We start from the raw sequence: 19,599 nt of genomic DNA on the forward strand, positions 1-19,599 counted from the left end.
AGGAGGAGAGCATCGATGAAGGGCTTGTTGACGCGATTGAAGGGGGCGCTGGGCCGGCCGGCGCCAAGCCGCTCCGAGGAGGCCGGGCAGGGCGAGCGGGTCCTGGTCAACGCCTACTGCACGCGCGCCGATGTACCGGCGCTCGAGTTTCCCCATGCCCTGCAGGGTCGCCGCGATCTGTCGGACCCCGAACTCGCGCCCCACCTGGCCGGCTTCGTCGGCTACGTGCTGAGCCGCGGCGACGGCACGATGTCGCGCAACCGCTATCACGTGATGCGTCATGTCCAGCGCGTGCGCCAGCACCTGAGCCTGTCGATCGACGAGGGCCTGCTCGATGCGTTTTCGGACTGGGCCGTGCGCGCGAACGCGATCGTGTTCCTGCCCGACGGCAGCATCCGCGATCCCCGGGGGCGCATCCTCTTGTCGGCGGCGGGCGAGGAGCCCGATGGCGAAGCCGCGTTGCCCTATCCGGCCGAGGCCTGGGAGCGCAAGGCGCGCACCGAGGCAGCGCTCGCGGCGCGGGGCATCGAGGTCCCGCGGCACCTGCCGCCGCTGGTCTGCGAGCCCGAGCTGCGGCTGCGCGCGCCGCAGGAGATCGCGGGCCGGGCCTTCGCGCTGCTGGCGGTATCGGCGCGGGCCGAGTCCCTCGCGAGCAAGGAGCCGCTGGCGCCCGAGGACCTGTTCGAGCGGCTGCCCTCGGCACGGGCGCATCTCACGCCGGCGGAGCAGGCTTTCCTCTCGGACCCCGAACCGCTGGCGTCCGATGTCGTCCAGTTCGGCTGGCGCTACGAATGCCTGTATCTGCTCGAGTGGGCGATGGGCCTGGTCGATGCGCTGCCTTTTCCCGGCGCGATCTGCGACGTGCCGCTCGCCGCGCGCACGATGCTGGAAGCCCGCGACCTGCCGGGCGCGCTGCGTTCGCTGCGCATGCGCGGCGAAGGCGAAATCCTCGATGGGCTCGACCTGCATTACCGCCTGCACTGGCGCGTACGCCAGGCCGGGCTCCAGCAGGTCCCCGTGCCGCCGGAACTCGATGCGGGCGTGATCGCCGAGCGGCATCGCGCCTTGAACTGGCTGGTGCGCTTCGAGGACCGCGAGTGGGACGAGGTCGACACGCCCACCTGACAATGCGGCCTCCACCCGCCTGCGAACCTGCTTTCCACCAGAGCCTTCCATGAAGACACCGATCCGCTCCCTCGTCCTCGCCGCATCGTGCGCCTGTGCCGGCGCCGCCCTGGCCGCGCCGCCCTGCGCCGACGAGGCGGTCGCGCGCGCGAAGAAGCTGCTGGTGTTCCATTTCGGCGAGGACGATCGCATCCGCGTCGGCTCCGAGGTCAAGGAGCTGCCGCCGCTGCGCAACCCGGCCAACAAGGCGCAGCAGTTCCGCGTGCTCGAGGTCTGGGGCTCGATCTACAAGGGCAACTACCGCATGCGGCTGATCTATCACGTGGCGGGCAAGGACTGCACGCTGATGGGCCAGGAAATCCTCGAGTACGCCAGCCTGTGAGCGTCCGCGCCCTGCGTTCCACCTTCGGCCCCAACTGCCACTGGTGCGGCCTGCCGATGGACTTCGAGGAGCCGCATGGCCGGCCCGAATCGGCCACCATCGAGCACCTGGTCGATGCCACCCTGGGCGGCGTGCGTTCGCCCAAGCACCGGCGGCTGGCCCATGCGGCCTGCAACCACGCCCGCAACGAATTCCGGCTGCAGGCCGAGCGGCAGTTCAGGCAATGGATCGAGGAGCGCCGGGCCTCCGCGAAAACCCTGACTGAAAAATAGACAGTCGCCTGAAATTCAGACACGACAACTGTTCTGAATTCAGCCGAATCGCGCTTTCTCCGAATGGAGAAACCTTTGTTATCAACGGCTTAGCGCGTGGCACGAAGTGTGCAATATTCAGTCATCTTTATCAGGAGACAACGAATGAACCGTCGCCACCTCGTCGCCCTGGCCGCGCTCGCTGCCTGCGCCGCCGCCGCACCCGCCTGGGCCCAGTCCGGGGAGATCCGCATCGCCCACATCTACAGCAAGACCGGCGCGCTCGAGGCCTACGGCAAGCAGACGCAGACCGGCTTCATGATGGGCCTGAACTACGCCACCGAGGGCACGATGACCGTCGCGGGCAAGAAGCTGGTCGTGATCGAGAAGGACGACCAGGGCAAGCCCGACCTCGGCAAGTCGCTGCTGGCCGCGGCCTATTCCGACGACAAGGCCGCGCTGGCCGTCGGCCCGACCGCCTCGGGCGTGGCGCTGGCGATGCTGCCGGTGGCCGAGGAGTACAAGAAGATCCTGCTGGTCGAGCCCGCCGTGGCCGACTCGATCACCGGCGACAAGTGGAACAAGTACATCTTCCGCACCGGCCGCAATTCGAGCCAGGACGCGATCTCCAACGCGGTGGCCGTCGACAAGGCCGGCGTGACGGTCGCCACGCTGGCGCAGGACAACGCCTTCGGCCGCGACGGCGTGAAGGCCTTCGGTGCCGCGCTCAAGAAGGCCAAGCTGGTCCACGAGGAGTACCTGCCGCCCGCCACCACCGACTTCACGGCCGGCGCCCAGCGCCTGATCGACAAGCTCAAGGACCAGCCGGGCCGCAAGATCATCTGGATCGTCTGGGCCGGCGCGGGCAACCCGTTCAAGATCGTCGACCTCGACCTCAAGCGCTACGGCATCGAGATCGCCACCGGCGGCAACATCCTGCCGGCCATGGCGGCCTACAAGGCGCTGCCGGGCATGGAAGGCGCGGCCTACTACTACTTCGGCATCCCGAAGAACCCGGTGAACGAGGCGATGGTCGCGGCGCACTACAAGGAATTCAAGACGCCGCCGGACTTCTTCACGGCCGGCGGCTTCTCGGCCGCGATGGCGGTGGTGACGGCGCTCAAGAAGACCAACGGCGACACCAACACCAACAAGCTCATCAGCACCATGGAAGGCATGAGCTTCGACACGCCCAAGGGCAAGATGACCTTCCGCAAGGAAGACCACCAGGCGATGCAGTCGATGTACCACTTCAAGATCAAGGTCGACCCGGCGTTCGCCTGGGGCGTGCCGGAGCTGGTGCACGAGATCAAGCCCGAAGAGATGGACATCCCGATCAAGAACAAGCGCTGAGTCCGGCGCTTCCCGCCACCCGAACGCGGCGCCGCGCGCCGCCACCTTTTTCTTTCTCTTTCGCCCCGGATGGCCGCCGGGCGAAGCGCCAGTCTGCGTCCGCGCGGGCGGCGCGCTCCACGGCCGAGTCCTCGATCAGCCAAGCAGCGTTCTTACACCCATAACGGAAGGAGACAGCGATGCCAGCGATGAATTGGAACTGGAAGAGATTGGCCATGGCCGCGGCCATGGCGGTGGCCGCGCAGGGCGCGGCGGCGGCGGTGCCGCTGCCGGCGCTCGGCGCGAACCCGGCGGAGGTCAGCGTGTCCGGCCTGTCGGCCGGCGGCTTCATGGCGGTGCAACTGCACGTGGCCTATTCGGCCACCTTCAAGCGCGGCGCCGGCGTGGTGGCCGGCGGCCCGTACTACTGCGCCGAAGGCTCGGTGCTCAACGCCACCGGCCGCTGCATGACGCATGCGAGCAGCATCCCGGTGTCCACGCTCGTGAGCACCACCAACAGCTGGGCCGCCAGCGGCGCGATCGACCCGGTGTCGAACCTCACGGGCTCGAAGGTCTACCTGTTCTCGGGCACCTCCGACAACACGGTCAAGCAGCCGGTGATGGACGACCTGAAGACCTACTACCAGAGCTTCGTGCCGGCGGCCAACACGGTCTACAAGAACAACCTCGGCGCGGGCCACGCGATGGTCACCGACGACTACGGCGGCGCCTGCGCCACCACGGCCTCGCCCTACATCAACAACTGCGGCTTCGATCTCGCGGGCGAGATCCTCAAGCACCTCTACGGCCCGCTCAACGCGCGCAACAACGGCACGCTGGGCGGCAGCTTCACCGAGTTCAACCAGGGCGAGTTCTCGGGCGGCTCGGGCATGGCCGCCACCGGCTGGCTCTACACGCCCGCGGCCTGCGCGGCCGGCAGCGGCAACAGCTGCCGCGTGCACGTGGTGCTGCACGGTTGCAAGCAGAACTACACGGACGTGGGCGACCAGTACGTGAAGAAGACCGGCTACAACCGCTGGGCCGACACCAACAACATCGTGCTGGTCTATCCGCAGACCAGCACCGCGGCCACCAACAGCTGCTGGGACTGGTGGGGCTACGGCAGCGTCAACTACGCCAAGAAGTCCGGCCCGCAGATGGCGGCCGTCAAGGCCATGGTCGACCGCCTGACCGGCGGCGGAGGCGGCAGCGCGCTGCCCGCGCCCACCGGCGTGGGCACCTCGGGCGCGACCAGCAGCAGCATGGTCATCGGCTGGACCGCCGTGGCCGGCGCCAGCGGCTACAACGTCTACCGCGGCGGCAGCAAGGTCAACGCCTCGCCCGTGGCCGGCACCAGCTACACCGACACCGGCCTGGCGCCCTCGACCAGCTACAGCTGGACCGTGACCGGCCTGACCGCGGCCAATGTCGAGGGCGCGATGTCGACCGCCGCCACCGGCACCACCACCGGCGGCAGCGGCGGCGGCACCTGCTTCACCGCGAGCAACTACGCCCACACGGTGGCCGGCCGCGCCTATGCGCTGTGGGGCCTGACCTATGCCTACGGCTCAGGGCAATCGATGGGCCTGTGGAACATCTACGTGACCACCACGCTGAAGCAGACCGGCCCCAACTACTACGTGATCGGCAGCTGTTGAGGCCGGTCGACCTTCCTGGATTTTTCGTTTTCGCAATGACCAACGATGCTTGAGACCCGAGATCTGACCATCCGCTTCGGCGGGCACGTGGCCGTCAATGGCGTGAGCTGCGCATTCGCGCCGGGCACGCTGACGGCCATCGTCGGCCCGAACGGCGCGGGCAAGACCACCTACTTCAACCTGATCTCGGGCCAGCTCAAGGCGAGCGCGGGCACGGTGTCGCTCGACGGCCAGCCGCTGTCGGGGCTGTCGCCGTCGGCCCGCACCCGCGCCGGGCTGGGGCGGGCCTTCCAGCTCACCAACCTGTTCCCCAACCTCACGGTGCTGGAGAACGTGCGCCTCGCGGTGCAGGCCACGCGCGAGGGCGCGCACCGCCGCGGGCTCAACCTCTGGAGCATCTGGAGCGACCATGCGGCGCTGACCGCGCGCGCCGACGAGCTGTTGGCGCAGACCAACCTCAAGTCGCGCGAGCACGCCACCGTGGCCAGCCTGCCGCACGGCGACCAGCGCAAGCTCGAGGTGGCGCTGCTGATGGCGCTCGAGCCCAAGGTCTTCATGTTCGACGAGCCCACGGCCGGCATGAACGCGGCCGAGGCGCCCGTGATCCTCGACCTGATCCGCCAGCTCAAGCAGGACCGCAGCAAGACCATCCTGCTGGTCGAGCACAAGATGGACGTGGTGCGCGAGCTCGCCGACCGCATCATCGTGCTGCACAACGGCACGCTGGTGGCCGACGGCGATCCGGCCACCGTGATCGCCTCGCCGGTGGTGCAGGAAGCCTACCTGGGCATCGCGAAGGAGGCTGCCGCATGAGCACCAACCTGCTGAGCCTCGAGGGCGTGCACACGCACATCGGGGCCTATCACATCCTGCACGGCGTCGACCTCGCCGTGCCCAAGGGCCAGCTCACGATGCTGCTGGGCCGCAACGGCGCGGGCAAGACCACCACCCTGCGCACCGTCATGGGCCTGTGGCATGCGTCGCAGGGCAGGGTGCGCTTCGGCGAGCGCGACATCACGGCCCTGCGCACGCCGCAGATCGCCGAGCTGGGCATCGCCTACGTGCCCGAGAACATGGGCATCTTCTCCGACCTCACGGTGAAGGAGAACATGCTGCTGGCCGCGCGCGGCGCGAAGAACGCGCAGCAGATGGACGACACGCGCCTGCAGTGGATCTTCAAGCTGTTCCCAGCGGTCGAGAAGTTCTGGAACCACCCGGCGGGCAAGCTCTCGGGTGGCCAGAAGCAGATGCTGGCCGTGTCGCGCGCCATCGTCGAGCCGCGCGAGCTGCTGATCGTCGACGAGCCCAGCAAGGGCCTCGCGCCGGCCATCATCAACAACATGATCGACGCCTTCGACGAGCTCAAGCGCAGCGGCGTCACGATCCTGCTGGTGGAACAGAACATCAACTTCGCGCTGCGCCTCGGCGATGCGGTCGCGGTGATGGACAACGGGCGCGTGGTGCACAGCGGCTCGATGGCGGCCTTCGCGGCCGATGCGCAACTGCAGCAGTCGCTGCTGGGACTGGCCCTATGAAAATCGAATTCGACTGGAAGCCGCTGCTGCTGGTGCCCGTCCTCGCGCTGGTCGCGCTGCCGCTCACGGGCTCGTTCTCGACCTGGCTCACGCTCACGGTCGCGGGGCTCGCGATGGGCATGATCATCTTCATCATCGCCTCGGGCCTCACCTTGGTGTTCGGGCTGATGGACGTGCTGAACTTCGGCCACGGCGTGTTCATCGCGCTGGGCGCCTTCGTGGCCAGCAGCGTGCTCGGCCTGATGGGCGACTGGACCGGTTCGCAGGAACTGTGGCGCAACCTGGTGGCGGTCTTCCCGGCCATGCTGGTCGCGATGGCGGTGGCCGGCGCGGTCGGCCTGGCCTTCGAGCGCTTCATCGTGCGGCCGGTCTACGGCCAGCACCTGAAGCAGATCCTCATCACGATGGGCGGCATGATCATCGGCGAGGAACTGATCAAGGTGATCTGGGGCCCGGCGCAGGTTCCGCTGCCGTTGCCCGAGGCGCTGCGCGGCTCGCTGCTGGTGGGCGACGCGGCGATCAGCAAGTACCGGCTGCTCGCGGTGGCGGTGGGCGTGGTGGTGTTCGGCCTGCTGGCCTGGACCCTGAGCCGCACCAAGATCGGCCTGCTGATCCGCGCCGGCGTGCAGGACCGCGAGATGGTCGAGTCGCTCGGCTACCGCATCGGCCGCCTGTTCGTCGGCGTGTTCGTGGTCGGCAGCGCGCTGGCCGGGCTGGGCGGCGTGATGTGGGGCCTGTTCCAGCAGAACCTGGTGCCGCAGATGGGCGCGCAGGTCAACGTGCTGATCTTCATCGTCATCATCATCGGCGGCCTCGGCTCCACCGGCGGCGCGCTGCTCGGCGCGCTGCTCGTGGGCCTGATGACCAACTACATCGGCTTCGTGCTGCCCGCGCTCACGCAGTTCGCGAGCATCTTCCTGATGGTGGCGGTGCTGCTGTGGCGTCCGCAGGGCGTGTATCCGGTGGCGAACCGCTGAGGACCGAGCCATGTTCCTGAAACGACTCCTCTCCAACGACATGCCCCGAAGCCGCCTGCTGGCCGTGCTGCTGGTGGCGCTGTTCCTCGCGCTGGCCTTCGCGCCCTTCCTGTTCCCGGGCGTGAAGGCGCTCAGCGTCGCGGCCAAGATCCTGGTGTTCGTGGTGCTGGTCGCGAGCTTCGACCTGCTGCTGGGCTACACCGGCATCGTGAGCTTCGCCCACACCATGTTCTTCGGCATCGGCGCCTACGGCATCGCGATCTCGGCCTCGCGGCTCGGGCCCGACTGGGGCGCGGTGCTGGTGGGCCTGGGGGCCTCGCTCGCGGTCTCGCTGGTGCTCTCGTTCGCCATCGGCCTGTTCTCGCTGCGGGTGCGCGCGATCTTCTTCGCGATGATCACGCTGGCCGTGGCCTCGGCCTTCCAGACGCTGGCCTCGCAGCTGTCGGACTTCACCGGCGGCGAGGACGGCCTGACCTTCAAGCTGCCCGAGCTGATCTCGCCGAGCTTCGAGTTCGCGGAGGAACCCTTCCTCGGCGTCTCGCTCGACGGTCGTCTGCTGTGCTATTACCTGCTGTTCGTGGCGGCCGTGGTGCTGGTGCTGGCGATGCTGCGCATCGTCAACTCGCCCTTCGGCCGCGTGCTGCAGGCGATCCGCGAGAACGAGTTCCGCGCCGAGGCGATCGGCTACCGCGTGGTGGTCTACCGCACCACGGCCGCGGTGCTGTCGGCGCTGTTCGCCACGCTGGCCGGCGCCATGCTCGCGATCTGGCTGCGCTACAACGGCCCCGACACCTCGCTGAGCTTCGAGATCATGGTCGACGTGCTTCTGATCGTGGTGATCGGCGGCATGGGCACGATCTACGGCGCGGCCATCGGCGCCGTGCTGTTCGTGGTCGCGCAGAGCTATCTGCAGGATCTGCTTCGCATGGGCAGCGAGGCCGCGAGCGGCCTGCCGTGGCTGGCGGCGCTGCTGTCGCCCGACCGCTGGCTGCTGTGGCTCGGCGTGCTGTTCGTGCTGTCCGTCTATTACTTCCCCACCGGCATCGTCGGCAAGCTGCGGGCCCGCCGCGCGAATGCCGCGTGAGGCCGCGCGATGAGCGACTCCATGACTTCCCGCATCGTTCCTTCCTCCCACTATGCACGGCTCGCGGGCCGCGAGATCCACTGGCTGGACTGGCCCACGGCCGAGCCCGACCCGCAGGTGCTGATCGCCTGGCACGGCCTGGCGCGCACCGGCCGCGACATGGACGAGCTGGCCGAGCACTTCGCCGCGCGCGGCTTCCGCGTGATCTGCCCCGACACCATCGGCCGCGGCCTGAGCCAGTGGAGCCCGCTGCCCGACGAGGAGTACCGGCTCGCGTTCTATGCGCAACTGGCCGAGGCGCTGTGCGACGAGCTGCAGCTCGAGCGCGTGCACTGGGTCGGCACCTCGATGGGTGGCGCGATCGGCACCGTCTGCGCCGCGGGCCTGTTCGCGCCGCGCATGAAGGCGCGCATCGCGAGCCTGGTGCTCAACGACAACGCGCCCGAGCTCGCACAGGCCGCGATCGAGCGCATCCGCGCCTATGCCGGCAACCCGCCGGCCTTCGACACGGTGAGCGAGCTCGAGACCTTCTTCCGTGGCGTCTACAAGCCCTATGGCTGGCTCAGCGACGCGCAGTGGCGCCGGCTCGCCGAGACCTCGACGCGCCGGCTGCCCGACGGTCGCGTCACGCCGCACTACGACCCGGCCATGGTGCGCCAGTTCAGCACGCGCGAGGACGACTACCTGATCTGGCCGCACTACGACGTCATCGAGGCGCCGGTGCTGTGCCTGCGCGGCGCCGAGTCCGACCTGGTGCTGCCCGAGGTGGTCGAGGCCATGCGGCATCGCGGCCCGGGCGCGGCGGGGCGGCTCGAGGTGGTCGAGATCCAGGGCTGCGGCCACGCGCCCGCGCTCAACGTGCCCGAACAACTGGAGTGCATCGAAGGGTTTATTCGCGCCGCCGGCCGCTGAGGGGACGGCGGCCTCCACAATCGCCGCCGGTCATCACCCACAGCAACACACAGAGGCATTCGCACCATGGCGCTTTCGATGTACGACATTTCCGTGCCGGTCTTCACCCGCGGGCTGGCCCAGCTCCGCCACGTGCTCGGCAAGGGCCTGGCCCATGCGCAGGCCAACGGCATCGATCCCTCGACCCTGGTCGATGCGCGCCTCGCGCCCGACATGCTCACGCTGGCCGGCCAGGTGCAGCGCGCGAGCGATGCCTGCAAGCTCGGCACCGCGCGCATCGCGGGCGTGACCGCGCCCAGCTTCCCCGACGAGGAGAAGAGCTACGACGAGCTGCTGGTGCGCATCGCGAAGACCGAGGAGTTCCTGCTCGGCGTGGACCGCGCGCAGATCGACGGCCACGAGGAGCGCCCGGTGGTCATCACCGCGCGCGGCACCGAGGTGCATTTCACCGCGCAGCGCTACCTGCTGCAGTTCGCGCTGCCCAACTTCTTCTTCCACGCCACCACCGCCTACGACGTGCTGCGCAACGCCGGCGTGCCGGTGGGCAAGATGGACTATCTCGGCAAGTTTTGAAGCCGCGAAGGCCGGCGGCCCCGACCCTGGTCTTTACGCCGCCGGGACAAACTTCAAATTGCCGTGACACCTGCGCAGGCACGGCGCGTGCCGCGAACAATCGCGTCTGACCGCTGTCGGTCTGACATTCGAGCGAGGTTCGCGATCATGAACATGTTGTCCAGAAGGGCGTTCTCGGGGCTGGCCGTCGGCGCTTCCGCGTTCGTGGCGGCCGTGGGCGGCGGATGGCCGGTGCGAAGCGCGCTGGCCGTGTCGCCGGGCCTGCGCGACTATGGCAAGGCCCCCGAGTTCGCGGGCATCGACAAGTGGCTCAACTCGGAGCCGCTCACCCTGCGGGGGCTGGCCGGCAAGGTGGTGCTGGTCGATTTCTGGACCTACTCCTGCATCAACTGCATCCGCACGCTGCCGCACGTGGTGCGCTGGTACGAGAAGTACAAGGACCAGGGCTTCGTGGTGGTGGGCGTGCATTCGCCCGAGTTCGCCTACGAGAAGTCGACGCGCAACGTGCAGGACGCGATCGAGCGCTTCGGCATCCGCTACCCGGTGGCGCAGGACAACGGCTTCACCACCTGGAAGGCCTACGACAACCAGTACTGGCCCGCGTTCTATCTGGTCGACGCCAAGGGGCAGGTGATGCGGCGGCATTTCGGCGAGGGCGAATACGCCGAGATGGAAGCCGCGATCGAGGCGCTGCTGGCGCGCCGGGCCGCGAGCTGAGCGCAGCACCGGCGGCAGCTCATGGCTTGCGTGCGCGGATCGAATACATCAGCGGAATGCGCGGCATGCCCTCGGGCGGCGCCATGCGGCGGCCGCCGATGTCGCGCATGCCCTCGAAGGGCTTCCAGCCATTGGCGTACGGGTACTCGTCGAGCCGCTCGATGACCAGCCCGGCCTGCGACAGCGCGGTCGTCACCTGGCCCAGGCCCCAGGTGAATTCGAAGCTCGGGTGCGGGTTGCTGAAGTTCTCCACGCCGCGCTCGTAGCCTTCGCGCACGAGGCCGTCGCCCGATGCGGCCACGTAGTCGCCCACGCCTTCCTCGGGCACGGGGGCCTCGTTGAAGTAGTCGTAATGGAACTTCCAGGCCGGGTCGAACACCAGCGCGAACGGATGGAACTCGACGAAGACGAAGCGGCCGCCGGGCGCGAGCAACTGCGCCACGCCGCGTGCCCAGGCCGCGATGTCGGAGAGCCAGCACAGCGTGCCGTACGAGCAGAACACGATGTCGTGGCGCTCGCCGCGTGCCTGCGCGTCGCGGAAGTAGTCGTAGACGTCCGAGCGGACGAAGCGCGCCGCGATGCCCGACTGTTGCGAGAGCCGGGTGGCGAAGTCGATGGCCTCGTCGGAGATGTCGACGCCCGTCACCTCGGCGCCGAGGCGCGCGATGCTCAGGCTGTCCTGTCCGGCATTGCATTGCAGGTGCAGCACCGACAGGCCCTTCACCTCGCCGAGCAGTTCGGCCTCCTCGGGGAACAGGGTGGAGCCGCCATCGCGGAAGAAGGCCGCCTGGTCGCCCTTGTGGCTGTTGTGCGCGAGCGTGGCCGCATTCCACGAGAGGCGGTTGGCCTCGTGCAGCTCGGGCTTCATCGCGTGCTCCAGCCCGCGAGATGGCGCTCGGCGATGTCGGCGAGCGCGTCGATCCAGGCCGGGCCGTCGTTGAGGCAGGGGATGTAGCTGAACCGCTCGCCGCCCGCATGCAGGAAGGCCTCGCGGCCTTCCATCGCGATCTCCTCGAGCGTCTCGAGGCAGTCGGCCGGAAAGCCGGGGCAGGCCACGTCGACGCGCTTCACGCCCGCGGCGCCGAGTTCGCGCAGTGTGGGTTCGGTGTAGGGCTCGAGCCATTTGGCCTTGCCGAAGCGCGACTGGAAGGTCACGCGGTAGTGCGCGGGCGCGAGGCCCAGGCGCGCGGCGAGCAGGCGCGCGGTCTCGAGGCACTGCGACTGGTAGGGATCGCCGAGCTCGATGTTGCGCGCGGGAATGCCGTGGAAGCTCAGCAGCAGCACCTCGCCGCGGCCCTGGTCCTGCCAGTGCGCCTCGATGCGCCGTGCCAGCGCCTCGATGTAGCCGGGGTCGTCGTGGAACTGGTTGACGAAGCGGAACTCGGGCACGCTGCGCTGCGTGCGGCTCCAGTCGTTGACGGCATCGATCACGCTCGCGGTGGTGGTGGCCGAGTACTGCGGATAGCCCTGCAGCACGAGCACGCGCTCGACGCCTTCGGCCTGCAGCGCATCGAGCCGCGCGCCGATCGACGGGTTGGCATAGCGCATCGCATCGCGCACCGCCACGCGGTGGCCGCGCCGGCCCAGCGTGTCGCCCAGGCGCTGCGCCTGCCGTTCGCTCCAGACCTTGAGCGGCGAGCCCTCGGGCAGCCAGATGCTCGCGTACTTGGCGGCCGACTTCGCGGGCCGCACGCGCAGGATGATGCCGTGCAGGATCGGCAGCCAGAGCAGGCGCGGGATCTCGACCACGCGCGGGTCGCCGAGGAAGTCCGCGAGATAGCTGCGCACGGCGCTGGCGGTGGGGGCATCGGGCGAGCCCAGATTGCACCAGAGGACGGCGGTGCTGCGGTGGTCGTTGCCGGGGGCGAGCGAGGGACTTGGAGGCATGCGATATTCTCGGGCATGACTTCCGACCCCACGGTCCCCGCGAGCAGCGCGCCGCTCGATCTCAAGCGCATCAGCGCCATCACCCTCGACCTCGACGACACCCTCTGGCCGATCTGGCCGACCATCGAACGCGCGGAGGCCGTGCTGCGTGCCTGGCTGCTGCGCGAGGCGCCGAAGACGGCCGCGCTGCTGGTCACGCCGGGCGTGCTGCGCGAACTGCGCGAAGCCACGGCCAAGGAGCGCTCCGACCTCGCGCACGACCTCAGCGCGCTGCGCCGCGAATCGATACGCACCGCGCTGCGCCGCGCGGGCGAGGACCCGGCGCTGGCCGATCCGGCCTTCGATGCCTTCTTCGCCGAGCGCCAGCGCGTGACGCTCTACGACGATGCGCTGCCCGCGCTCAAGTGGCTCAGCGAACGCTATCCGCTGGTGGCGGTGTCGAACGGCAATGCCGACATCCACAAGACCGGCGTGGCGCGCTGGTTCCGCACCGCCTTCAATGCGCGCGCCTTCGGCAGCGGCAAGCCGCATGCGCCGATCTTCCGCGCGGCCGCGGCCTCGGTCGGCCTGCTGCCCAAGGACGTGCTGCACGTGGGCGACGATGCCGAGCTCGACGTGGTGGGCGCGCTCAACGCCGGCATGCAGGCCGCCTGGCTGGTGCGCGACGAGCGGCCCTGGGTGAATGGCGCGCGGCCGCAGCTGATCGTGCCGAACCTGCACGCGCTCTGTGTGGCGCTCGGCGCCTGATCCTCAGGCGAAGACCGGACGGAAGAAGCTGCGCTCGTAGCTGAGGAAGCAGCGCGTTTCCTCGGCATAGCGGAAGGCGGCCTGGCAGTCGGCGTCCTGCATCGAGTCGGCGCGGTACTGCTCGTAGGCCGCGAGGCTGGGAAAGCTGAACATCGCGAGCGCCACATTGCTGACGCCTTCGGAAGGCAGGAAGTAGCCGTGGTGCTTGCCGCCGAACTTCTCGACCAGCGGGATCCAGAGCTTGCCGTAGTGCTCGAACTCCTTGAGCTTGTAGGGGTCGACGATGTAGCGCAGGTAGCAGGTGACCATGGTGCGTGACGGGGAGGATGGGCCGTGAGGGCAATTTCCGCCGCGGCTGCGGCGAACGGGTGGCCCGACTATAGTTTTGCTTCCCCGGCCTGCGGCGCGAGCGCGCCGCGCGAAAGCTCCCCATGCATCTGTCCAACTGGCTCCTCTTCTGCGGCGTGACCCTGCTCGTCGCCTTCACGCCCGGCCCCGCGGTGCTGCTGGCGGTGTCGAACTCGATGTCCGTGGGGCCGCGCCGCGCGATGATCAGCTCGCTGGGCAATGCGACCGGGCTCTTCATGGTGTCGGCCGCCGCGATGGCCGGGCTGGGCGTGGTGCTCTCGACCTCGGCCCATGCCTTCATGGTGCTGAAGCTGGCCGGCGCGGCCTACCTGATCTACCTCGGCATCAAGCAGTGGCGCAGCCAGGGCAGCGTGTTCGCCGACCTACAGGGTGCCGCGGCGGCGGGCTCGCCGCGTTCGAGCTGGCGCCTGTTCGGCCATGGCCTGACGGTGGCGCTGACCAACCCGAAGAGCATCCTGTTCTTCTCGGCGCTGTTCCCGCAGTTCCTCACGCAGGACGCACCGATCGCCACCCAGTTCGCGGTGCTGACCACCACCTTCGCCGCGGCCTCGGTGCTGTCGCACGCCTTCTACGTACTGCTCGCGCGCCTGCTGCGCAAGCAGCTGTCGGACCCGCGCCGCACGCGGCTGTTCAACAAGGTCTCGGGTGGCGCCTTCGTGCTGCTGGGGCTTAGCCTGCTGCGACTGCGCAACAAGACAGCGGCTTAATCGAGGCCGAAGCGTTCGCGCAGCGCGGCGCAGAAGTTGGCCGTGCCGCTCAGCGAGAAGGCCAGGGTCTCGAAACGCGCATCATCGCGCGTGTGCTGCAGGTCGTGGTCCCAGGTCGCCCCTTCGTCGAGCGCGCCGCGCGCATCGGGAAAGGCGGCCTCGGCCCAGGCCAGCACCCGGTCGATCTCGGCTTGCACCTCGCCCAGGCGCTCGGGCGCGATCGAGGCCATTGCATCGAAGCTGCCATGGCCGTCGGCGTCCTCGCTGTAGTCGAAGTCGAGGTAGCGCAGCTCGCTGCTCATGCCGTCGCCCTTGCCGCGGCCAGGCCGCTGAGCACCGCGCCCTCGAGCGTGGCGGGGTAGGGGCCTGCCACATAGTCGCCGCAGGCCAGCAGGCCGGGCGCGATGGTGGCCGGTGGCCGTGCCAGTCCAGGCGTGCACGCGAAGGTCGCGCGCTTCTCGACCACGGTCTGCACGACCCGCAGGTCGGCCTGGCCCAGTTGCGCGGCCGCCTGCGCGAGCGCCTGCGTCTCGAGCAGCTCGCGCGGCGTCTCGTTGGCGCTCACGACCATCGCGAGCACGCCGGGCAGGCCGCAGAGCCGGTCCTTGTCGAACACGAACTGGGCCGGTGCCGTGGCCGGGTCGCTGCGCAGCGCGAGCATCGGTTCGGCCAGCGGCGTGGCGCCGCGCAGGTAGATCGTGGCGATGGCCTCGAAGCGCAGCGCCTCGGTGCATGCGCACCAGGCCTCGGCCGACAGGCCGCTGGCGCGCACCAGCCGGGCGGCATCCCAGGGCGCGCAGGCCAGCACCACGCGGTCGAAAGCTTCGCCGTCGACGCGCCAGGCCTTCGCCTCGGGCGCGATCGTGCGCACGCGCTGGCCGATGCGCAGGCTCGCGGCATGCGCGCGCAGCCAGGCGAGTGCCGCATCGGGCAGCAGCGCGCCGAGGTCGGCGCGCGGCAGCAGCAGGTCGGCGCCGCCGCTGCCGCTGAAGAGGGCATCGTTGAGCACGCGCAGGAAGACCTGGCCGCTCGATTGCGCAACGGGCGTGTTGAGCGCCGAGACGCACAGCGGCTCGATCAGCTCCTGCATCACGCGCGGCGTGAGGCCCGCGCAGAGCTCGGCCACGGTGGTCGAGGCGTCGCAGCGAAAGCCCTTGAGGCGCCAGCCGATCGCGGAGCGCAGCAGCGCGGACTTGTCGCGCCAGGTCCAGCCGCGCGCCTGGAAGATGCCCACCAGCAGGTCGAGCGGCGCGGGCAGCCGCGGCAACTGCAGGCCGCCGCCATCGGCGAAGCGCAGCGACAGCGGCAGGCGCAGCAGCGCCCGCTCGGGATCGACGCCGACGTCGCGCATCAGCTGCAGCGTGGCGGCGTAGGCGCCGATCAGGATGTGCTGGCCGTTGTCGAGCGCCATGCCGTGCATGTCGTCGACGCGGCGCGCGCGGCCGCCAGCGTTGGGCGCGGCCTCGAACAGGGTGACCGCATGGCCCTGGCGCACGGCCTCGACCGCGCAGGCCAGGCCGGCCCAGCCGGCGCCGACGACCGCCAGCCTCACAGCCGGCCCAGCGCCTGCACCTTCCAGGCCAGCCACAGCTTGCGCACGGGCGTGAGGCTCACGCGCTGGTTCAGCACCTGGAAGTCGTCGCGCTCGATCTCGCGCAGCAGGGTGCGGTAGATGCTGGCCATCATCAGGCCGGGCTTCTGCGCGCGGCGGTCGGCCGCGGGCAGCAGTGCCAGCGCCTCGTCGTAGGCGGCATGGGCGCGCTGCGCCTGGAACTTCATCAGCGCGACGAAGCGCTCGGAATGCACGCGGTTGAGGATCTCGTGCGCCTTGACCTCGTGCTTCTGCAGGTCGTTGACCGGCAGGTAGATGCGTCCGCGCAGGGCGTCCTCGCCCACGTCGCGAATGATGTTGGTGAGCTGCAGCGCGAGGCCGAGCTTGTGCGCGTAGGCGGTGGTCTGCGCCTCGGTCTGGCCGAAGATGCGCGCCGCCACCTCGCCCACCACGCCCGCCACCAGGTGGCAGTAGCGCGCGAGGCCGGGGAAGTCGAGGTAGCGGGTCTGCTCGAGGTCCATCTGGCAGCCCTCGATGACCTGGTCGAGCTGGCGCGCCTCGATGCCGTAGGCCGACACGTGCGGCATCAGCGCCTGCATCACCGGATGGCGCGGCGTGCCCGCGAAGGCCTGGGCCACCTCGGTGCGCCACCAGGCGAGCTTGGTGGCGGCCACGCCGGGGTCGCTGACCTCGTCGACCACGTCGTCGACCTCGCGGCAGAAGGCGTAGAAGGCGGTGATGGCCGCGCGCCGCGGCTTGGGAAGGAACAGGAAGGCGTAATAGAAACTGCTGCCCGAGGCGGCGGCCTTGTCTTGCACGTATTGCTCGGGATTCATCGGGAGGGCGCTGCGTTCATGGGCCGTGATTGTCTCCGCATCCGCAGCGCCTTCCAGAGCAGCACGGGGGCATCGGCCTTGCCGATCGTGGGTCGCTGCGTGAAGCTGTCGAAGCCCAGGTCCTCGATCTTGTCGAGGATGCGCAGGCCGCCCTGCACGACCAGGCGCAGCTCCCAGCCGGCGCGTCCCGGCAGGCGGTGCACCAGCGGCGCGCCCTGGTGCATCAGCTCGCGGGCCCAGAACGACACCACCGAGATCAGATTGATCGCCTCCTGCGGCGGCGGGTAGGTGGGCGAGAGCGGCGCGAACACCTTGAAGTGCTGGCGCGTGAAGCCGCGCCGGGCGCAGTCGGTCATCGGGAAGTAGAAGCGCCCGCGCGGCAGGTCCACGCTCGGGTCCTGCCAGAAATTGATGAGTTGCAGCGCGCTGCAGATGGCGTCGCTCTGCGCGAGCGAGGGCGCGTCGTGCACGCCGTACAGGTGCAGCAGCAGCCGGCCCACGGGGTTGGCCGAGCGGCGGCAGTAGTCGAGCAACTCCTCGCGGTCGGCGTAGTCGCTGCCGTCGCGGGTCTTCACGATGTCCTGCATGAAGGCGTCGAGCAGGTCGGCCAGCAGGCTTTCGGGCAGGCCGAAGGCTTCGATGTTGTGGGCCAGCGGGCCGAACACCCCGGCCCAGCGCCCGGCCGGGTCGACCCGGCCCTGGGCCGCATCGGCCAGCGCGGCACGGTAGGCGTGCAGCTCGGCCAGGCGCTGTGCGGGCGTGGCCTGGCCCTCGTCGGCGATGTCGTCGGCCGTGCGCGCGAAGTGGTAGATGGCCGCGATCGGCGCGCGCAGCCGCGGCGGGCACAGCCACGAGGCCACGGGAAAATTCTCGTAGTGCGTCGGGGCGGCGGCGGCGAGGGGGGGAGGGGGCGTCTGGGACACGCTGCGATTGTCAACCAGCACGGCTATGCTCCCGGCGTCCCCACTCTCGATTCTTGCCCCATGAATGCACCGGCCAGGACTTCCACCGCGCAAGGCGACGCGGCGCACCCGGCCGGCAAGGGCCTGGTCGTGATCGCGGCGCTCGGCGTCGTGTTCGGCGACATCGGCACCTCGCCGCTGTACGCCTTCAAGGAAACGCTCAACCCGGAGCACGGCGTGCCGTTCTCGCCCGACGCGGTGCTGGGCCTGCTGTCGCTGATCTTCTGGGGCCTGCTGTTCGTGGTGACGCTCAAGTACGTGGTGTTCGTGCTGCGCGCCGACCACGACGGCGAGGGCGGCATCCTGGCGCTGCAGGCGCTGGCGCGCAATGCCGCCACGCGCATCGGCGCCAAGCCCTGGCTCGGCCACCTGATCGGACTGCTCGGCCTGGTGGGCGCGGCCATGTTCTACGGCGACAGCCTGATCACGCCGGCGATCTCGGTGCTGTCGGCGGTCGAGGGGCTGGAGGTGCGCGCGCCGATGCTCGAGCGCGCGGTGCTGCCGATCACGGTGGTGATCCTGATCGCGCTGTTCGCGGTGCAGAAGAAGGGCACCGGCGCGGTCGGCAAGGTGTTCGGGCCGGTGATGCTGCTGTGGTTCGTGGTGATCGGCGTGGCCGGGCTGCTGCAGGTGCTGGCCCAGCCGCAGGTGCTGGCGGCGCTCGATCCGCGCCGTGCCGTGCTGTTCCTGGTCGAGCACCGGCTGCAGTCGCTGGCGGTGCTGGGGGCGGTGTTCCTGGCCTTCACCGGCGGCGAGGCGCTGTATGCCGACATGGGCCACTTCGGCGCGCGGCCGATCCGGCTCGCCTGGCTGTTCATCGCGCTGCCGGGGCTGGTGCTCAACTACTTCGGCCAGGGCGCGCTGGTGCTGGCCAACCCGGCGGCGATCGACAACCCCTTCTTCCGGCTCTTTCCGGCCTGGGGCGTGCTGCCGATGGTGCTGCTCGCCGCGATGGCGACGGTGATCGCCTCGCAGGCGGTGATCTCGGGCGCCTTCTCGCTCACGGCGCACGCGATGCGCATGGGCTACCTGCCGCGCATGCGCGTGATCCAGACCTCGGGCACGGCCATCGGCCAGATCTACGTGCCGACCGTCAACTGGCTGCTGATGGTGGGCGTGCTGCTGCTGGTGCTGGGCTTCCGCAGCTCGAGCGCGCTGTCGGCCGCCTACGGCATCGCGGTGTCGATCACCATGGTCACGACCACCCTGCTGGCCGGCATCGTGGCCTGGGGGCTGTGGCGCTGGAACAAGCCCGCGGTGGCGCTGGGCGTGGCGGCCTTCGCGGCGGTCGATCTGACCTTCGTGGTCGCCAACAGCCTCAAGGTGGCCGAGGGCGGCTGGCTCACGCTGGCGGTGGCGGCGGGCGTGATGCTGCTGTTCACCACCTGGGCCAAGGGGCGGCGCCTGGGGCTGGAGGCGGCCGCGGCCGAGAGCCTGCCGCTGCGGCCCTTCTTCGAGTCGCTGGCCCACCACATGCCGCACCGGGTGCAGGGCACGGCGGTGTTCCTCAATGTCAACGTCACGTCGGTGCCGCATGCGCTGCTGCACAACCTCAAGCACAACCAGGTGCTGCACGAGCAGGTGATCGTGCTGCGCGTGCTGCCCTGCGACACGCCGCGCGTCGACGCGCGCCTGCGCATCGAGGCCGAGTCGCTGATGACCGGCATCTGGGTCGTGACCGCGCGCCACGGCTTCATGGAACGGCCCGACGTGCCCGAGTTCATCCGCATCCTGGCCTACCAGAAGACGCTGGCGATCGACTCGATGAAGACCTCGTACTTCGTCTCGCGCGCCTCGGTGGGCGAGGAGAACCTGCCGGGCCTCAGCCCGATCCGGCGCGCGCTGTTCGGCTGGCTGCAGCGCAACGCGGGGCGCGCCTCGGACTACTTCGAGCTACCCGACAACCGGCTGGTGGAAATGGGCCAGCGGACCTGAGCGCCGGCACCGCCTCCCGCCGGCGTTAATGACCGGCGGGTAATTGACAGCGGTTCAC

At 69.6% G+C, this 19,599-nt stretch carries 23 protein-coding genes; 15 read left to right on the top strand and 8 right to left on the bottom strand.

Features of this window, described 5'->3' with window-relative positions:
- The first annotated feature begins 15 nt into the window (after positions 1–15).
- The 4 genes from AC07RV_RS07390 (at position 16) to AC07RV_RS07405 (ending at position 3,111) form a co-directional block, all read left to right on the top strand.
- Positions 16–1,125 (top strand): DUF4272 domain-containing protein, encoded by a 1,110-nt coding sequence (locus AC07RV_RS07390; protein WP_296781899.1) that lies wholly within the window; start codon positions 16–18, stop codon positions 1,123–1,125.
- Positions 1,126–1,174: 49 nt separating this feature from the next.
- The gene (locus AC07RV_RS07395) at positions 1,175–1,507 is read left to right on the top strand and encodes a hypothetical protein (protein ID WP_057594309.1); all 333 of its coding nucleotides are present in this window, start codon (positions 1,175–1,177) and stop codon (positions 1,505–1,507) included.
- Positions 1,504–1,779 (top strand): hypothetical protein, encoded by a 276-nt coding sequence (locus AC07RV_RS07400; RefSeq protein WP_093344253.1) that lies wholly within the window; start codon positions 1,504–1,506, stop codon positions 1,777–1,779. The genes AC07RV_RS07395 and AC07RV_RS07400 overlap by 4 nt, the downstream gene beginning before the upstream one ends.
- A gap of 144 nt (positions 1,780–1,923) precedes the next feature.
- The gene (locus AC07RV_RS07405) at positions 1,924–3,111 is read left to right on the top strand and encodes a substrate-binding domain-containing protein (protein WP_057594307.1); all 1,188 of its coding nucleotides are present in this window, start codon (positions 1,924–1,926) and stop codon (positions 3,109–3,111) included.
- Here AC07RV_RS07405 and AC07RV_RS07410 read toward each other — a convergent pair.
- Entirely contained in the window at positions 3,095–3,328 is a 234-nt protein-coding gene (locus AC07RV_RS07410; RefSeq protein ID WP_492713620.1) for a hypothetical protein, read from the bottom strand. The two genes, AC07RV_RS07405 and AC07RV_RS07410, sit on opposite strands and share 17 nt — an antisense overlap.
- Here AC07RV_RS07410 and AC07RV_RS07415 point away from each other — a divergent pair.
- The 8 genes from AC07RV_RS07415 to AC07RV_RS07450 all read left to right on the top strand — a co-directional run bounded on the left by AC07RV_RS07415 (position 3,291) and on the right by AC07RV_RS07450 (position 10,546).
- A complete protein-coding gene (locus AC07RV_RS07415) occupies positions 3,291–4,748 on the top strand; it encodes an extracellular catalytic domain type 2 short-chain-length polyhydroxyalkanoate depolymerase (protein WP_296781897.1) in 1,458 nt (485 codons plus the stop codon). The genes AC07RV_RS07410 and AC07RV_RS07415 overlap by 38 nt on opposite strands.
- Before the next feature lie 45 nt (positions 4,749–4,793).
- Complete coding sequence (locus tag AC07RV_RS07420; protein WP_208508136.1) at positions 4,794–5,561, top strand: ABC transporter ATP-binding protein; 768 nt, start codon at positions 4,794–4,796, stop codon at positions 5,559–5,561.
- The gene (locus AC07RV_RS07425) at positions 5,558–6,283 is read left to right on the top strand and encodes an ABC transporter ATP-binding protein (RefSeq protein ID WP_203201312.1); all 726 of its coding nucleotides are present in this window, start codon (positions 5,558–5,560) and stop codon (positions 6,281–6,283) included. The genes AC07RV_RS07420 and AC07RV_RS07425 overlap by 4 nt, the downstream gene beginning before the upstream one ends.
- The gene (locus tag AC07RV_RS07430; RefSeq protein ID WP_209545137.1) at positions 6,280–7,260 is read left to right on the top strand and encodes a branched-chain amino acid ABC transporter permease; all 981 of its coding nucleotides are present in this window, start codon (positions 6,280–6,282) and stop codon (positions 7,258–7,260) included. Before AC07RV_RS07425 ends, AC07RV_RS07430 begins: the two co-directional genes overlap by 4 nt.
- 10 nt (positions 7,261–7,270) lie before the next feature.
- Positions 7,271–8,344 carry a branched-chain amino acid ABC transporter permease gene (locus AC07RV_RS07435; RefSeq protein WP_296781893.1) on the top strand — a complete coding sequence of 358 codons (1,074 nt, stop codon included), beginning with the start codon at positions 7,271–7,273 and terminating at the stop codon, positions 8,342–8,344.
- A gap of 21 nt (positions 8,345–8,365) precedes the next feature.
- Positions 8,366–9,256, top strand: a complete 891-nt coding sequence (locus AC07RV_RS07440; protein WP_296781891.1) for an alpha/beta fold hydrolase — start codon at positions 8,366–8,368, stop codon at positions 9,254–9,256.
- A gap of 66 nt (positions 9,257–9,322) precedes the next feature.
- Positions 9,323–9,829, top strand: coding sequence for a DUF1993 domain-containing protein (locus tag AC07RV_RS07445; protein ID WP_296781890.1), 507 nt, complete (start codon positions 9,323–9,325; stop codon positions 9,827–9,829).
- Positions 9,830–9,982: 153 nt separating this feature from the next.
- On the top strand, positions 9,983–10,546 hold the full coding sequence (locus tag AC07RV_RS07450; protein ID WP_296781935.1) for a thioredoxin family protein: 564 nt from the start codon (positions 9,983–9,985) through the stop codon (positions 10,544–10,546).
- A gap of 19 nt (positions 10,547–10,565) precedes the next feature.
- Here the strand turns inward: AC07RV_RS07450 and AC07RV_RS07455 are convergent, their stop codons facing one another.
- Positions 10,566–11,414 (bottom strand): class I SAM-dependent methyltransferase, encoded by an 849-nt coding sequence (locus tag AC07RV_RS07455; RefSeq protein WP_296781889.1) that lies wholly within the window; start codon positions 11,412–11,414, stop codon positions 10,566–10,568.
- On the bottom strand, positions 11,411–12,433 hold the full coding sequence (gene hemH, locus AC07RV_RS07460; protein WP_296781887.1) for a ferrochelatase: 1,023 nt from the start codon (positions 12,431–12,433) through the stop codon (positions 11,411–11,413). Before hemH ends, AC07RV_RS07455 begins: the two co-directional genes overlap by 4 nt.
- A gap of 15 nt (positions 12,434–12,448) precedes the next feature.
- Here hemH and AC07RV_RS07465 point away from each other — a divergent pair, with 15 nt between their 5' ends.
- Entirely contained in the window at positions 12,449–13,180 is a 732-nt protein-coding gene (locus AC07RV_RS07465) for an HAD family hydrolase (protein ID WP_296781885.1), read from the top strand.
- A 3-nt stretch (positions 13,181–13,183) separates the two neighbouring features.
- On the opposite strand, the gene AC07RV_RS07470 is transcribed toward AC07RV_RS07465, so the two are convergent.
- Positions 13,184–13,489, bottom strand: coding sequence for an NIPSNAP family protein (locus tag AC07RV_RS07470; protein WP_296781884.1), 306 nt, complete (start codon positions 13,487–13,489; stop codon positions 13,184–13,186).
- 122 nt (positions 13,490–13,611) lie between these two features.
- Between AC07RV_RS07470 and AC07RV_RS07475 the strand changes: the two genes are divergently transcribed.
- Positions 13,612–14,256, top strand: a complete 645-nt coding sequence (locus tag AC07RV_RS07475) for a LysE family translocator (protein ID WP_296781883.1) — start codon at positions 13,612–13,614, stop codon at positions 14,254–14,256.
- Here AC07RV_RS07475 and AC07RV_RS07480 read toward each other — a convergent pair.
- Genes AC07RV_RS07480 through hpnC form a run of 4 tightly spaced genes read right to left on the bottom strand, consistent with a single transcriptional unit; the run spans position 14,253 to position 17,585 of the window.
- The gene (locus tag AC07RV_RS07480; RefSeq protein WP_296781882.1) at positions 14,253–14,558 is read right to left on the bottom strand and encodes a hypothetical protein; all 306 of its coding nucleotides are present in this window, start codon (positions 14,556–14,558) and stop codon (positions 14,253–14,255) included. The two genes, AC07RV_RS07475 and AC07RV_RS07480, sit on opposite strands and share 4 nt — an antisense overlap.
- Positions 14,555–15,808 carry a hydroxysqualene dehydroxylase HpnE gene (gene hpnE / locus AC07RV_RS07485; RefSeq protein WP_296781880.1) on the bottom strand — a complete coding sequence of 418 codons (1,254 nt, stop codon included), beginning with the start codon at positions 15,806–15,808 and terminating at the stop codon, positions 14,555–14,557. The genes AC07RV_RS07480 and hpnE overlap by 4 nt, the downstream gene beginning before the upstream one ends.
- On the bottom strand, positions 15,805–16,644 hold the full coding sequence (gene hpnD / locus AC07RV_RS07490; protein WP_296781878.1) for a presqualene diphosphate synthase HpnD: 840 nt from the start codon (positions 16,642–16,644) through the stop codon (positions 15,805–15,807). The genes hpnE and hpnD overlap by 4 nt, the downstream gene beginning before the upstream one ends.
- The gene (gene hpnC, locus AC07RV_RS07495; RefSeq protein ID WP_444814242.1) at positions 16,641–17,585 is read right to left on the bottom strand and encodes a squalene synthase HpnC; all 945 of its coding nucleotides are present in this window, start codon (positions 17,583–17,585) and stop codon (positions 16,641–16,643) included. The genes hpnD and hpnC overlap by 4 nt, the downstream gene beginning before the upstream one ends.
- Before the next feature lie 42 nt (positions 17,586–17,627).
- Here hpnC and AC07RV_RS07500 point away from each other — a divergent pair, with 42 nt between their 5' ends.
- Positions 17,628–19,541 carry a potassium transporter Kup gene (locus tag AC07RV_RS07500; RefSeq protein ID WP_444814239.1) on the top strand — a complete coding sequence of 638 codons (1,914 nt, stop codon included), beginning with the start codon at positions 17,628–17,630 and terminating at the stop codon, positions 19,539–19,541.
- Positions 19,542–19,599: the final 58 nt, after the last annotated feature.

The organism is Variovorax sp. GW821-FHT09B01 (genome assembly GCF_059418345.1).

Coding starts and splice junctions, on each gene's coding strand:
- AC07RV_RS07455 (WP_296781889.1), bottom strand. CDS start 11,414: ATGAAGCCCGAGCTGCACGAGGCCAACCGCCTCTCGTGGAATGCGGCC.
- AC07RV_RS07445 (WP_296781890.1), top strand. CDS start 9,323: ATGGCGCTTTCGATGTACGACATTTCCGTGCCGGTCTTCACCCGCGGG.
- AC07RV_RS07465 (WP_296781885.1), top strand. CDS start 12,449: ATGACTTCCGACCCCACGGTCCCCGCGAGCAGCGCGCCGCTCGATCTC.
- AC07RV_RS07440 (WP_296781891.1), top strand. CDS start 8,366: ATGACTTCCCGCATCGTTCCTTCCTCCCACTATGCACGGCTCGCGGGC.
- AC07RV_RS07480 (WP_296781882.1), bottom strand. CDS start 14,558: ATGAGCAGCGAGCTGCGCTACCTCGACTTCGACTACAGCGAGGACGCC.
- AC07RV_RS07405 (WP_057594307.1), top strand. CDS start 1,924: ATGAACCGTCGCCACCTCGTCGCCCTGGCCGCGCTCGCTGCCTGCGCC.
- AC07RV_RS07450 (WP_296781935.1), top strand. CDS start 9,983: ATGTTGTCCAGAAGGGCGTTCTCGGGGCTGGCCGTCGGCGCTTCCGCG.
- hpnD (WP_296781878.1), bottom strand. CDS start 16,644: ATGAATCCCGAGCAATACGTGCAAGACAAGGCCGCCGCCTCGGGCAGC.
- AC07RV_RS07420 (WP_208508136.1), top strand. CDS start 4,794: ATGCTTGAGACCCGAGATCTGACCATCCGCTTCGGCGGGCACGTGGCC.
- AC07RV_RS07470 (WP_296781884.1), bottom strand. CDS start 13,489: ATGGTCACCTGCTACCTGCGCTACATCGTCGACCCCTACAAGCTCAAG.
- hemH (WP_296781887.1), bottom strand. CDS start 12,433: ATGCCTCCAAGTCCCTCGCTCGCCCCCGGCAACGACCACCGCAGCACC.
- AC07RV_RS07475 (WP_296781883.1), top strand. CDS start 13,612: ATGCATCTGTCCAACTGGCTCCTCTTCTGCGGCGTGACCCTGCTCGTC.
- AC07RV_RS07430 (WP_209545137.1), top strand. CDS start 6,280: ATGAAAATCGAATTCGACTGGAAGCCGCTGCTGCTGGTGCCCGTCCTC.
- AC07RV_RS07390 (WP_296781899.1), top strand. CDS start 16: ATGAAGGGCTTGTTGACGCGATTGAAGGGGGCGCTGGGCCGGCCGGCG.
- AC07RV_RS07415 (WP_296781897.1), top strand. CDS start 3,291: ATGCCAGCGATGAATTGGAACTGGAAGAGATTGGCCATGGCCGCGGCC.
- AC07RV_RS07410 (WP_492713620.1), bottom strand. CDS start 3,328: ATGGCCAATCTCTTCCAGTTCCAATTCATCGCTGGCATCGCTGTCTCC.
- AC07RV_RS07500 (WP_444814239.1), top strand. CDS start 17,628: ATGAATGCACCGGCCAGGACTTCCACCGCGCAAGGCGACGCGGCGCAC.
- AC07RV_RS07395 (WP_057594309.1), top strand. CDS start 1,175: ATGAAGACACCGATCCGCTCCCTCGTCCTCGCCGCATCGTGCGCCTGT.
- AC07RV_RS07435 (WP_296781893.1), top strand. CDS start 7,271: ATGTTCCTGAAACGACTCCTCTCCAACGACATGCCCCGAAGCCGCCTG.
- AC07RV_RS07425 (WP_203201312.1), top strand. CDS start 5,558: ATGAGCACCAACCTGCTGAGCCTCGAGGGCGTGCACACGCACATCGGG.